The sequence below is a fragment of the Chromohalobacter canadensis genome, from assembly GCF_034479555.1.
GTDB classification, from domain to species: domain Bacteria; phylum Pseudomonadota; class Gammaproteobacteria; order Pseudomonadales; family Halomonadaceae; genus Chromohalobacter; species Chromohalobacter canadensis.
The window spans coordinates 417,011-430,624 of record NZ_CP140151.1 but is presented as its reverse complement, the minus strand read 5'-3'; the positions used below and the strand labels follow the sequence as shown (position 1 = coordinate 430,624).

Annotated in this window: 10 protein-coding genes; 7 read left to right on the top strand and 3 right to left on the bottom strand. The window is 62.1% G+C overall.

The features are described from left to right. Window positions 1-13: 13 nt before the first annotated feature. The 3 genes from gatB to gatC are packed head-to-tail and all read right to left on the bottom strand — an operon-like array spanning window position 14 to window position 3,253. Window positions 14-1,465, bottom strand: coding sequence for an Asp-tRNA(Asn)/Glu-tRNA(Gln) amidotransferase subunit GatB (gene gatB, locus SR908_RS02125; RefSeq protein WP_246923149.1), 1,452 nt, complete (start codon window positions 1,463-1,465; stop codon window positions 14-16). Next, window positions 1,465-2,925 (bottom strand): Asp-tRNA(Asn)/Glu-tRNA(Gln) amidotransferase subunit GatA, encoded by a 1,461-nt coding sequence (gene gatA, locus SR908_RS02120; RefSeq protein ID WP_246923066.1) that lies wholly within the window; start codon window positions 2,923-2,925, stop codon window positions 1,465-1,467. Before gatA ends, gatB begins: the two co-directional genes overlap by 1 nt. A gap of 40 nt (window positions 2,926-2,965) precedes the next feature. Further along, a complete protein-coding gene (gene gatC, locus SR908_RS02115) occupies window positions 2,966-3,253 on the bottom strand; it encodes an Asp-tRNA(Asn)/Glu-tRNA(Gln) amidotransferase subunit GatC (protein WP_040241878.1) in 288 nt (95 codons plus the stop codon). A gap of 190 nt (window positions 3,254-3,443) precedes the next feature. Between gatC and SR908_RS02110 the strand changes: the two genes are divergently transcribed. The 7 genes from SR908_RS02110 (at window position 3,444) to tldD (ending at window position 13,505) form a co-directional block, all read left to right on the top strand. Then, window positions 3,444-4,481, top strand: coding sequence for a rod shape-determining protein (locus SR908_RS02110; protein ID WP_040241875.1), 1,038 nt, complete (start codon window positions 3,444-3,446; stop codon window positions 4,479-4,481). A gap of 123 nt (window positions 4,482-4,604) precedes the next feature. Next, a complete protein-coding gene (gene mreC, locus SR908_RS02105; RefSeq protein ID WP_322527394.1) occupies window positions 4,605-5,528 on the top strand; it encodes a rod shape-determining protein MreC in 924 nt (307 codons plus the stop codon). Beyond that, a complete protein-coding gene (mreD, locus tag SR908_RS02100) occupies window positions 5,525-6,007 on the top strand; it encodes a rod shape-determining protein MreD (protein ID WP_246923061.1) in 483 nt (160 codons plus the stop codon). The genes mreC and mreD overlap by 4 nt, the downstream gene beginning before the upstream one ends. Window positions 6,008-6,061: 54 nt before the next feature. Next, window positions 6,062-6,664, top strand: coding sequence for a Maf family protein (locus SR908_RS02095; RefSeq protein WP_246923058.1), 603 nt, complete (start codon window positions 6,062-6,064; stop codon window positions 6,662-6,664). Between the two features lie 31 nt (window positions 6,665-6,695). Further along, the gene (gene rng / locus SR908_RS02090; protein WP_075369849.1) at window positions 6,696-8,159 is read left to right on the top strand and encodes a ribonuclease G; all 1,464 of its coding nucleotides are present in this window, start codon (window positions 6,696-6,698) and stop codon (window positions 8,157-8,159) included. Window positions 8,160-8,163: 4 nt separating this feature from the next. Continuing rightward, window positions 8,164-12,054, top strand: a complete 3,891-nt coding sequence (locus tag SR908_RS02085) for a YhdP family phospholipid transporter (RefSeq protein WP_246923056.1) — start codon at window positions 8,164-8,166, stop codon at window positions 12,052-12,054. After that, a complete protein-coding gene (tldD, locus tag SR908_RS02080) occupies window positions 12,051-13,505 on the top strand; it encodes a metalloprotease TldD (protein ID WP_075369847.1) in 1,455 nt (484 codons plus the stop codon). The genes SR908_RS02085 and tldD overlap by 4 nt, the downstream gene beginning before the upstream one ends. Window positions 13,506-13,614: the final 109 nt, after the last annotated feature.

Genomic DNA, 13,614 nt, shown 5'->3' with positions numbered 1-13,614 from the left:
TGTTAGGGCGCCGTCAGGCCTGATCCAGCTTCTGCTTGAGAAGGCTGTTGACCTGTTGCGGGTTGGCGGTACCGCGCGAGGCTTTCATTACCTGGCCCACGAAGTAGCCGATCATCTTGCCGCGCTTGGACTCGTCGGCTTCACGGTATTGGGCGACCTGAACCGGGCTGTCGGCGATGACCTGGTCGATCATGCCTTCGATGGCGCCGGTATCGGTGACCTGCTTGAGTCCGCGTGCCTCGATGATGGCGTCGGCGCTGTCCGCTTCACCGTCCCAGAGCGCCTGGAAGACCTGCTTGGCGGCCTTGCCGCTGATGGTGTCGTCCATGACGCGCTGGATGAGGCCGCCGAGCTGCTCGGCCGTGACTGGGCTGTCGCCGATTTCCAGGTTTTCGCGGTTGAGGTTGGCCGAGAGTTCACCCTGTACCCAGTTGGCGGCTTGCTTGGCGTCGCCGCAGACATCCTTGACGGCTTCGAAGTACTCGGCCATGGCACGGCTCGAGGCCAGCACGCCGGCATCGTAGGCAGACAGGCCTAGCTGATTTTCGAAGCGGTGGCGCTTTTCGCTGGGCAGTTCGGGCATGAGCGCGCGCTGGTGATCGACATAGGCACTGTCGAGAGTCACCGGGAGCAGGTCGGGGCAGGGGAAGTAACGGTAGTCGTTGGCTTCCTCTTTGGTGCGCATGCCGCGCGTCTCGTCGCGTTCTGGGTCGAACAGGCGGGTTTCCTGAATGACGCCGCCGCCGTCCTCGATGAGTTCGATCTGGCGCTCGACCTCGAAGGCGATGGCTTTCTCGACGAAACGGAATGAGTTGACGTTCTTGATCTCGGCGCGGGTGCCGAAAGCGGCCTGCCCCTTGGGACGCACCGAGACGTTGACGTCGCAGCGCATCGAGCCTTCGGCCATGTTGCCGTCGGAGATGCCAAGATAAGTGACGATGGCGTGCAGCGCCTTGATGTAGGCGACTGCCTCCTTGGCCGAGCGCATGTCGGGCTCGGAAACGATCTCCAGCAGAGGCGTGCCGGCACGGTTGAGGTCGATGCCGGTCATGCCGTGATAGTCCTCATGAAGCGACTTGCCGGCATCTTCCTCAAGGTGGGCGTGATGAATGCGGACGCTGCGCGTCGAACCGTCGTCGAGGGTGATCTCGACCTGGCCGGGGCCGACGATGGGTTGCGCCATCTGGCTCGTCTGATATCCCTTGGGCAGGTCTGGGTAGAAGTAGTTCTTGCGCTCGAACAGCGAGGTCTCGGGGATCTCGGCGTCGACGGCGAGACCGAATTTCACCGCCATGGCCACGGCGTTTTCATTGAGTACCGGCAGCACGCCGGGCATGCCGAGGTCGACGGCGCACGCCTGGGTATTGGGCTCGGCGCCGAAGGCGGTGGACGCGCCGGAGAAGATCTTGGACTGGGTGGCGAGCTGAACGTGGACCTCGAGCCCGATCACGGTTTCCCACTGCATCATGCCATCTCCTTGCCGAATGCCGGACGCTTGAGGTGCCAGTCGGTGGCCTGCTGGAATTGATGCGCCACGCCGAGCAGCTGGGCCTCGGCGAAGTGCGGAGCCAGCACCTGGAGGCCTACGGGGCGGTTACCGGCAAAGCCGGCCGGAACGCTGATGCCCGGAATGCCGGCCAGGTTGACGGCGATGGTGTAGATATCCTGCAGGTACATCGAGACCGGATCTTTCTGCGCGCCGAGGTCGAAGGCCGGCGTGGGGGCGGTCGGCCCCATGAGCACGTCGACTTCGTCGAAGGCGTCGAGAAAGTCCTGGCGGATCAGGCGGCGCACTTGCTGTGCCTTGAGGTAGTAGGCGTCGAAGAAACCTTCGGAAAGCGTGTGCGTTCCGATCAGGATGCGCCGCTTGACCTCTTCGCCGAAGCCTTCGGCCCGCGTGCGCTTGTACAGGTCTTCGAGATCCGTCGGGTCGTCGCAGCGATGGCCGAAGCGCACGCCGTCATAGCGCGAGAGGTTGGAAGAGGCTTCCGCCGGGGCGATGACGTAGTAGGCGGGGATCGCCAGATGCGTGTGCGGCAGGCTGACTTCGCAGACCTTGGCGCCCAGCGACTCGTAGACCTTGATGGCCTCACGCACTGCAGTTTCGACCTCGGGGTCGAGGCCGTCGCCGAAATATTCCTTGGGCAAGCCGATTTTGAGACCGGAAAGCGAGGTCTCGAGTTCGGCGGTGTAGTCGGGTACGACGCGCGCCACGCTGGTGGAGTCGCGAACGTCGTGGCCGGCAATGGTTTCGAGCAGCAGGGCGCAGTCGGCGGCGGTGCGTGCTAGCGGGCCACCCTGGTCGAGGCTCGAGGCATAAGCCACCATGCCATAGCGCGAGACGCGGCCGTAGGTGGGCTTCAGGCCCGTGATACCGCAGAAGGCCGCCGGTTGACGGATCGAGCCGCCGGTATCGGTCCCCAGCGCTGCTGGCACCAGGCCTGCGGCGACGGCAGCTGCGCTACCGCCCGAGGAACCGCCGGGCACGGCACTCAGATCCCACGGGTTCTTGACCGGGCCATAGAAGCTGTTCTCATTGGACGAGCCCATGGCGAACTCGTCCATGTTGGTCTTGCCGATGTTGACGGCGCCGGCTTGGCGCAGCTTTTCGACGACCGTGGCATCGTAGGGGGAGGCGAAGTCGTCGAGCATCTTCGAGCCGCAGCTGGTGCGCACGCCCTGAGTGCAGAAGATATCCTTGAGGGCTAGCGGCAAACCAGCGAGAGGGCCGGCATTGCCGGCATCGCGTGCACGATCGGCAGCATCGGCATTGGCCAATGCCTGCTCGGCGATCACGGTAATAAAGCTGTTGAGCTCGCCATCGAGGTGCTCGATGCGTTCGAGTGCCGCCTGGCACAGCTCACGGCTGGAGAACTCGCCTGCTTGAAGGCCGGCGGCAAGCTCCGTGAGGGTCTTGTCATGCATGGAAAATATGACTCCTGGTTCGAATCCTGACGAGGATGCTTCACTCGACGACGCGCGGAACGAGATAAAGGCCGTCGGTAACGGCCGGTGCACAGGCTTGGAAGCGTTCTCGCTGGCTATGTTCGGTCACCTCGTCGGGGCGTAGGCGCTGGGTGGCATCCAGCGGATGCGCCAGTGGGGTGATGTCTTGAGTGTCGACGGCCTGAAGTTGATCGACCATCTTCAGGATGCGGCTCAAGTCGTCGACATAACCGGTTGCTTCGTCCTCACTCAGGCCGACGCGGGCCAAATGGGCGGCACGGAGCACGTCTGCATGTTCGATCGCCATATCGTTTGCCTTTTATGGATACTGCGCGGCGCGTGTCATCGCCGCGCCAATGAAGCTCTGACGCCGGGGATAACCCTAGAATTTACCATATCTGGCGAGCGCTGACAGGCCTTTGCTTGCCGCGCCACCCCCGCGATGGTACCGTTTGCATCCGCACAGGGTTCCGGTCTGGACTAGGTGAAAGACTTCCATGTTTAAACGTTTACGGGGGCTTTTCTCGAGCGATCTTTCGATCGACTTGGGAACCGCCAACACACTGATTTACGTGCGCGGTCGCGGTATCGTGCTCGACGAGCCGTCGGTCGTGGCGATCCGCCAGTCTGGCAATATGCGCACCGTCGCGTCCGTGGGGATCGATGCCAAGCGCATGCTAGGTCGTACCCCTGGCAACATTACCGCGATCCGTCCCATGAAGGATGGTGTCATTGCTGATTTTACCGTCACTGAGCAGATGCTTCAGCACTTCATTCGCAAGGTGCATCAAAGTACGTTCTTGACGCCGAGCCCACGTGTCTTGGTATGCGTGCCGTGCATGTCGACGCAGGTCGAGCGGCGCGCCATCAAGGAGTCGGCGGAAGGCGCCGGCGCACGTGAGGTTTTCCTCATCGAGGAGCCTATGGCGGCGGCCATTGGTGCCGGCCTGCCGGTCGAAGAGGCCACGGGGTCGATGGTCGTCGATATCGGCGGCGGGACCTCCGAGATCGCGATCATCTCGCTCAACGGCGTGGTGTATTCCGAATCGATCCGTGTCGGGGGCGACCGCTTCGATGAGGCGATTACGGCGTATGTACGTCGTCATTACGGCAGCCTTATCGGCGAGGCAACCGCCGAGCGCATCAAGGAAGAAATCGGCTGTGCCTATCCCGGCGGCGAGCTGCGTGAAATCGATGTGCGCGGCCGCAATCTGGCGGAAGGCATTCCGCGCAGCTTTACGCTCAATTCGCACGAGATTCTCGACGCCTTGCAGGATCCGCTTTCGTCCATCGTCGCTGCGGTCAAGAGCGCCCTGGAGCAATCACCTCCCGAGCTGGCGTCGGATATCGCCGAACGCGGCGTGGTATTGACCGGCGGTGGCGCGTTGTTGCGTGACATTGACAAGTTGATTGCCGAAGAGACGGGTTTGCCGGTGATCGTTGCCGAGGACTCGCTGACGTGTGTTGCCCGTGGCGGCGGCAAGGCGTTGGAGATGATCGACCAGCGGACCTTCGAGTTGCTGTCCAGCGATTGACGCACTCGGGCGCTTGCCATGTTAGCGCCGATACGCTTGTCTGGAAGCCACACGCGTCGCGAGTGGCTTCCAGCGTGTGTCCGGTCGATATGAGTCTTGCGCCCTGTCTGCGGAGGAAGGCTTATTAAACCTCTGTTTTCGCACGGCCCGGTGCCCAGCTATCGCATGTTGCTATGTGCGGTGGTCGCCTTCTCATTGATGTTCGCGGAGCATCGCCTGCCCTTCATGGACGATGTGCGCTCGCAATTGACCACCGTGGTGGCACCCGTGCAATGGGCGGTGAGTTTGCCTAGCGAGGGGTTGTCCTGGGCGGCGCTGGTTTTTTCGGATCAGCGTGCTCTGGTGAATGAGAACCAGCGCTTGCGCCAGCAGCTGCTGACGCTATCGCATCGCGTGCAACGCATGGCGAACTTGACGGCGGAAAACGTGCGTCTGCGCGAGTTGCTGGACGCCGCGCCGCGCGATGAGGTGCCCTATATCACGGCGGAGTTGTTGTCGTTGGATTCCGACCCTTTCACTCAGCAGATGGTGATCGGGCGCGGGCGCCGTGATGGTGTCTATGTTGGACAACCTGTCATGGATGCTTCCGGCTTGATCGGGCAGGTCATTGCCGTATCCGCGTATACGAGCCGTGTACTGATGGTGAGCGACGCCAATAATGCCGTGCCGGTGCAGGTCAATCGCAGCGGGCAGCGTTTCATCGTCCAGGGCTCCGGTAACCTCGGTACTCTGAATGTGCTCAATGTGCCGGCGACCGCCGACATCCAGCAAGGTGACCTGCTCACGACGTCGGGCTTGGGCGGACGTTTCCCCGAGGGCTATCCTGTCGCGGAGATCACGAAGGTAGACAGGGATGGCCAGCATTCTTTCGCGAGCGTCGAGGCGCGTCCGCTTTCACAACCCGAGCGCTCACGGCATTTCTTGCTACTGTTTCCCTCGCCTGCGGCAGCAGCCGTTACCAGCGACGTCAATATCGAGGCCGCATTGCACTTGATGGATGGCGGGGCGGGTAAAATACCCAACGAGCTTGAGGAGGCGCGTCCATGATGCGCTTACCAGGACTACTCATGGTCTGGTCCACCCTGTTGGTGAGCTTGTGCTTGCAGGTCATGCCACTGCCCGATGCATGGCTGATGTGGCGTCCTAATTGGCTCGGCCTGGCGTTGGCTTATTGGTGCATTGCCGCCCCCCAGCGCGTCGGTGTCCTCCATGGTTTCGTGCTCGGCTTGCTGCTGGATCTGATCGAGGGCACGCCCTTGGGGCAGAACGCCTTGACGCTGTCGTTGCTCACCTATTTGTGTCTCTTGCTCTATCAACGCCTGCGTGCCTATTCCATCTGGCAGCAGGCCGTCCTTATGTTCGTGCTGCTGGGCTTGATCCAACTGGTCGAGCAATGGCTGCGCACGATCTTCGGGCCGGTGTCTATCCATCTGGCATTCTTACTGCCCGCTCTCATGGGCGCTGCCTTGTGGCCGTGGTTGTTCACCATGATGCAAGTACTGCGGCGCCGCTTTAAAATCGTTTGATCCTACTGCCCCGATCCGCGTGGCCTCTGCCACCCAAGCCGTGAGGAAAAGCATATGTCCGCACCCCTGGGGGCGCCGTTGCGCCTGGCATCGGCTTCGCCGCGTCGCCGTGAGCTGTTGGCTTCGATCGGCGTCGAGGTCGAAGTAGCGCCGGCCGATATTGATGAGACACCGCAGCCAGGGGAGTTGCCCGCCGCTTATGTGGAACGCCTGGCGAGAGACAAGGCGCAGGCCGGTGCGGCGGGAACGTCGTTGCCCACATTGGGATCCGACACAGCGGTGGTGTTGGGGCAGCGCATTCTGGGTAAACCGCGTGATCGTGAAGATGCCGTCGCCATGCTCACGGCGCTGTCGGGCACCACGCATGAAGTGATGACAGGCGTCGCGGTGACAGGGCCGCACGGCATGTTGTCGACCTACGTGACGACCCGGGTGACATTGCGTCCTCTCGAAGCGCACGAGATCGATGCGTACTGGCGTAGTCGTGAACCCGTCGACAAGGCCGGTGCCTATGCGATTCAAGGACTAGCGGCGATCTTTGTCGAGCGCATCGAAGGTAGTCACTCCGCGGTAGTCGGGTTACCGCTTTTCGAGACCGCCAAGTTATTGACTCGTCAAGGTGTCTCGCTGTGGGGCGAGCGCTTGGCTGTGCCATAATGCCGACAGATTATCTGGTTAGGGGCAACGCATGAGCGGCGAGGTACTGATCAATTTGACGCCCATGGAGACACGCGTCGCCGTGGTCGAGAACGGTGTCTTGCAAGAAGCCTTCATCGAACGCAGCCGTCGGCGTGGCATTGTGGGTAATATCTACAAGGGTAAGGTGGTACGTGTACTGCCGGGCATGCAGGCTGCCTTCGTGGATATTGGGCTCGAACGGGCGGCCTTCATCCATGTCAACGAAGTCGTGGCGCCCAACGCGAACATCGATGAACACACCACGATCTCGCACTTGCTCCAGGAAGGGCAGCCATTGGTCGTGCAGGTCACCAAGGATCCCATCGCATCGAAAGGGGCGCGTTTGACCACGCACCTGTCGGTGCCGTCGCGCTATCTGGTGTATATGCCCGACTCGCCGCATACGGGTGTCTCTCAGCGTATCGAGGATGAGGGCGAACGCGAACGACTCAAGACATTGATCGACGCCTCTCAGGCAGCCATGCACGAGGAAGTGCCAGGGGGCGTGATCATCCGCACTGCTGCCGAGGGTGTGGGGCAGGAAGAGCTGGCGACCGACATGCATTTTTTGTTGCGGCTCTGGCGCAAGGTCGATGAACGCCGGCTCAACGCCACACCGCCAGCCCTTCTTTACGACGACCTGCCGTTATTCATCCGTACGTTACGCGACGTGTTACGCGCTGACATTGAGCGCGTACGAATCGACTCGCGCGAAAATTATGCCAAGCTCAAGGAGTTCGCCAAGGAGTTCATGCCCGATGTCGAGTCGTGCATCGAGTACTATCCCGGCGAGCGCCCGCTGTTCGATCTCTACAGCGTCGAGGACGAGATCCAGAAGGCTCTGGGTCGCAAGGTGCAGCTCAAGTCGGGCGGGTATCTGGTGATTGACCAGACCGAGGCGATGACCACCATCGATGTCAATACAGGCGGTTATGTTGGGCATCGTAACCTCGAGGAGACCATCTTCAAGACCAACCTCGAGGCGGCCACGGCGATCGCGCGTCAGCTGCGGCTACGCAATCTGGGTGGCATCATCATCATCGATTTCATCGACATGGAAGAGCTCGAGCACCAGCGCCAGGTTCTGCGTGTTCTCGAGAAGGCGCTGGAACGCGACCACGCCAAGAACAAGTTGACTGGCGTGACCGAACTCGGCTTGGTGCAGGTGACGCGCAAGCGCACTCGCGAAAGCCTCGAGCAGACCTTGTGCGAGCCTTGCTTGACCTGCCAGGGACGCGGAACACTCAAGACACCGGAGACCGTGTGCTACGAGATATTTCGGGAAATCCTGCGCGAAGAGCGTGCTTACAGCCCGGAAACCTACATGGTGCTGGCTTCTCAGGGAGTGGTCGATCGCCTGCTCGACGAAGAATCGACAGCGGTGGCGGACCTGGAAGCTTTCATTGGCAAGACGATTCGCTTTCAGGTCGAAGCCCACTATTCCCAGGAGCAGTACGACATCGTGCTGATGTGAGCCCATGAATGCGTTGCGAGGAGCGTGGCGCTGGGCGCTCACAGTCGTGGCGGTGGTACTGAGCATCATCGTACTGGTGTTGCTGGCAGCGCGCGGTCTGGCGACACAGGTCGATGCGTTTCGCGACGATATCGAAGCCCAGCTCTCCGAGCGTTTCAGCGCCGATGCCGAGCTTGAGAATCTCGGCGCCGATTGGCATGGTTGGGACCCGTCTGCGACGCTTTCGGGCATGACCTTGCGTGCCAAGGTGCCTCAGGCGCCGCCTTTGCTGAGCCTTGAAAGCGCGCATGCGCGTCTCGATACCCTGGCGTCGCTACGCGCGGGGTATCCCGTTTTCGAAAGGGCCGAGGTCGAGCAAGCGACGCTTCATCTCTATCAGCGTGACGAAGGCGGATGGGGTTGGCCCTCGGCGGAAGTACCCGATGAGGTTCAGGCACCGGGCCGCTTCCGTCTCGCCGATATCGACCGTTGGGTCGGCGCTCTTCTGCGTCAGCGTGTCGCCATTCATGACGTGCGTGTGGTGCTGCATGGGCGTCAGGACGAGGTCACGCTCGTTGCACCGCGCGTGCTGATGGCGGGCGGCGATTCACAGGCCCACCTCGAAGGCCAGATGCATGTCGAAGGTCAACCGGATGCCGCCTTGAGCGCGGTGCTCGAGGTGCTGCCCGGGCGTCGTGGACTGGGCGCCTTCAATGCCGCTCTGCAAGTCGACGTCAACGCCCAAGGGTTGCGTGCCCTGGGGCAGGTGTTGACTGCTCAGCAACGCTACACCCTGAAAACGGTAGAAGGCGACGCACGGCTGTGGGCCCGTTGGCATGATGCTCGGCTCGAGGATGCTCGCCTGCGCTTGTCGCTACCCAAGCTGGATATCACGCGGCGTGATGGTCCGCCGCTGGCATTCGAGGATATCGGCGTGCGTGCCCAGGCGTTGCGAGATGACGATGGTGGCTGGGATATCTGGGCCAATGGCCTAGTCGCCAAGCGCGACGGCGACGGCCGCGAAGGCTCCCCCTTGCCCGAGCGTTTACAGGCACGCGTTGAAGGCGCCGACTGGTGGCTGCGCAGCAGTGATTTCTCCCTCGGTATGTTGGCCACCTGGGGCGGCATGCTGCCGCTATCCGATGAACACGCACGAATGCTCGAGGAGATGGCACCACAGGGGCGAGTCGCCGGCCTCGAAGTAGGGCGTCATGACGGCCGCTGGTTTTCACGCACGGCATTGACGGGGGCACGCGTGTCGGCTTGGGATAGCATCCCCGGTGGCGGGCCATTCAGCGCCTGGGTGACCACCGACAACGCTTCGGGCAGCGTGCGTTTTCGTGATGAGTCGGGCATGGCGCTCGCGTTCCCCGACGTCTATGTCCAGCCGGTCGCGCTGGATGCCGCGACCGGGCGTATCGACTGGCAGCGTGACGGCAGCGCCTTCGACATTGAAGGCAAGGCGTTGCAAGCCAACTGGCGCGGGGCCGAGGTGAACGGTACGTTCGCGACGCACCTACCGATGGCCGAGGACACGCCCGGGCATCTCGATCTTGACCTGGCGTTTACCGATGTCGATGCAATCGATACGCCGCTGCTCGACTGGTTGCCCACCCAAACCATGGACGACGAACTGCTCGATTGGCTATCGCAGGTCAGCGGGCGAGTCTCCCAAGGCAGCCTGTCATTGTCGCAGACGCTGACCGAACGCGAGGCACCTGAGGGCGAGTTATTCGTCAACCCCGATGATCGTCTGCAGTTGCAATTGGATGTCGAGCAGGGACGTCTTCCCTATGATCCCGAATGGCCAGCGCTGGAAAACGTTGCCGGCCATTTGGATATCGACAACCAGACCCTGGTCGCGCAGGTGGACCACGCCTCTAGCTTGGGCCTGGAAACGCGCGATGCGCGCGTCTTGATGGTCGGCAATACATTGGGTGTGCGCGGACCGGTCACGGGATCTAGCCAGGCCTTGCTGGATTATCTCGCCGAGGCGCCGCTGGAAGATCTCAGCGAAACTTTCGCCGATTGGCAGAGCGAAGGTCACGTCGAGGCCGATCTCGATATGACGATTCCGCTGGCGATCCCAGAAACGATGAAGGCCGATATCCAGGGGCGTGTCGAGGCCTCGCGACTGTATCTCGGCATGTTGCGCCTTCCGCTCGAGGATGTTCAGGGCGATCTGCGTTATCGCCACATCAAGGATCAGGATCTGCTGACCGGTGATGTGAGCGCGCGGGCATTGGGGGGGGATATGAATGGCACGCTGGACATGGGGGGTGACGGCTTCACCTTCACGGGCCGTGCCAGCGCCGAGGGGCTATTGAGCTGGGCGCGCCTGGCGCCGCAGCCCGCGCTTGCCGAGGGCACGCTGCCGTATCGTGCGAGGGTCACCTTCGATGATCAGGACAACGCGAGCGTGCGCGTCACCAGTGATCTCGAAGGTCTGGCCCTGCGCCTGCCAGCCCCCTTTGGCAAGACCGTCGACGACACGGTGCCGCTAGAAGTCAGTGCGGATGTGGCGTCGGGAAGTGGCCGGGTGCGGTTGTCGGACTGGGGGAGGTTACGCTGGCGTACACGCGACGAACGCTTACAGGGCCAGGTATGGTTGGAAAATTGGCCGGAAGCGCCCCAGTGGACCCAGCAGGATGGCTGGACCGTGAACTGGCAGCCGTCGCGACTGGACCCGCAAGAATGGATATCGGCGCTGCGCAAACGCGATCTCAACCGTCAAGTCACCACGCAACCCAAGGGCGTACCGAGCGATACATCAAGCGGCGCGGGCGAAGATATCTCGAGCGGTCTGCGGCGTATCGCCGTCTCGACGCCCTGTGTCGTTCTCGACGATCAATGCCGAGGTGCATTACAAGCCGATGTCACTCCGCTTGAGGATGGATGGCAACTGGCGCTGGCGGGCCCCGTCGCGGCGGGGGAAGCGCAGTGGCGGCCAGAGGCACCACGTCCGGTGGATATTGACCTCGCGCGTCTCGATCTTGATACCTTGTGGCCTGCCGAGGATGCCACCCAAAGCGACGGCAAGGTGAAACTCAGCGATGAAATCGCCACGCCGCCGGACCCTGTAGCACTTCCGGATGGCGTGGAAGGCTGGCCCGATGGGCGCTTGCATGTCGGCGAGCTGCATCATGATGGACAAACCTTTGGTCCGCTCAATGCCGATTGGCAGACCTCATCACAGCGTCTGGATATCAAGCCGTTGTCGCTGGTGGTCAACGGCGTGACCGCTAGCGGCGAACTGGCTTGGGAAACCGCGGGGCGAGAAGATAGCCTGACGCGCGCGCGGTTGGCCTTGAAGGGTAGCAATCTTGGCGACGCCTTGGTTCGCCTGGGGCAGCCCGAAGTGGTCAATAGCGAAAGCGTCGATCTGAATGCACGCTTGGCATGGCCCGGCGCGCCCTGGCAGTTTGCCGTGGAACGCTCGCAGGGCAGCGTGTCGCTGGCATTGACCAATGGCCGTTTTCGGCAGGTCGACTCGGGGCCGGCCAAGCTGGTGGGGCTGCTCAATCTGGACAACATCTTCCGTCGGCTGACGTTGGATTTCTCCGATATTACCCAGGAGGGAACGGCTTTCAACAGCGTGAACGGCGAGGCAACGCTGTTCGATGGTAAGCTCGTGACCCGAGGTCCGGTTGAAATCGACGGTTCGGCCACCCACTTTACCTTGCAAGGCGAAGCCGATCTCGTGCAGCGTACACTGAATCAGCGACTGGGTATCACCGTGCCGGTGAGCCAGAATTTGCCGCTGGCGGCCGTGCTTGTTGGCGCGCCGCAGGTAGGCGTGGGATTGTACCTTGCCCACAAGCTTTTCGGCGGCTGGCTCGATAAGGCAACGCAGATACATTACCGCGTGCACGGCCCATGGTCGTCGCCGCAACTGACACTGGAAAGCGCCCGATGAACGCACTCAACGACAGCGCCTTGAATCAGGCGACCTCATTGCTCCTCGCGCCGGGCGGTCTCGACCTGGCGGCGCTGGATACCGGCCTGGGTCACGCCATGGGGCCGGGCATAGACTATGCCGACTTATATTTTCAACGTACCTGGCAAGAAAGCTGGATTCTCGAGGACGGCGACGTCAAGGAGGCCGGCTACAGCATCGACGGCGGCGTTGGCGTACGCACTCTGACCGGGGAAAAGACCGGCTTTGCCTACTCCAATCAGATCAGTGCCGATGCGTTGGCCGATACCGGGCGTATCGCAGCGGGCATCGCACGAAGTGGCCAACGCTTGCCACCCCAGGCAGTGCAGGCCGCCATGCCTACACGCCGCTATGCCGATGTCGATCCTTTGGCGGGGCTTTCCGCCGAGGATAAAATCGCCATGCTCAAGACAGCGGATCGCGTGGCCCGCGCCGCTGATCCGCGCATTACGCAGGTCAGTGCTTCGCTGTCGGGTGTCTATGAAGTAGTGATGGTGCGCGCCAGCGATGGCACGCTTGCAGCCGATATTCGTCCCTTGGTTCGGTTTAACGTCAGCGTCATCGCCGTGCGCGACGGCCGTCGTGAGCGTGGCAGTGCTGGCGGCGGCGGGCGCTATTCGATGGCCCGGCTGCGTGACGAGAACGTGGCGGAACGCTTCGCCAAGGAAGCGGTGCGTCAGGCAATGGTCAACCTGGAGGCGGTCGATGCGCCGGCCGGTCAGATGCCGGTGGTGCTAGGCAACGGCTGGCCCGGCATTCTGCTTCATGAAGCGGTGGGACACGGCCTCGAAGGCGACTTTAACCGCAAAGGCAGCTCGGCCTTTGCGGGGCGTATCGGCGAGCGCGTGGCTGCGCCTGGCGTCACGGTCGTCGATGATGGGACGCTATCTGATCGGCGCGGATCGCTGAGTGTCGACGATGAAGGTACCCCGACACAGCGCAACACGCTGATCGAGGACGGTATCCTCAAGGGTTACATGCAGGACAAGCTCAACGCACGTTTGATGGGTATGGCACCCACCGGCAATGCGCGTCGCGAGTCCTACGCACATGTCACCATGCCGCGCATGACCAATACCTGCATGATGGCCGGCCAGGATGATCCCGAGGATATCGTCAAGAGCGTCAAGCGGGGCATCTATGCGGTGAGCTTCGGCGGTGGCCAGGTCGATATCACCTCAGGACGTTTCGTGTTCTCTGCCTCCGAGGCCTATTTGATCGAAGATGGCAAGATCACCGCACCGGTCAAAGGCGCGACCTTGATTGGCAACGGACCGGAGGTGATGCAACAGGTGTCGATGATCGGGCACGACCTCGATCTGGATACCGGCATCGGTGTCTGCGGTAAGGAAGGCCAGGGAGTGCCGGTCGGCGTGGGCCAGCCGACACTCAAGATCGACGAACTCACCGTGGGTGGGACACAGTCATAAAGCTCGAAGCGGGAAGAGCGCCGCTATGCGGCTGGAAGCTGGAAGAAGAGAATTCCTGGCTTCGAGCTTCGAGCTTCGAGCTTCGAGCTTCGAGCGGCGAAGCCGTGTC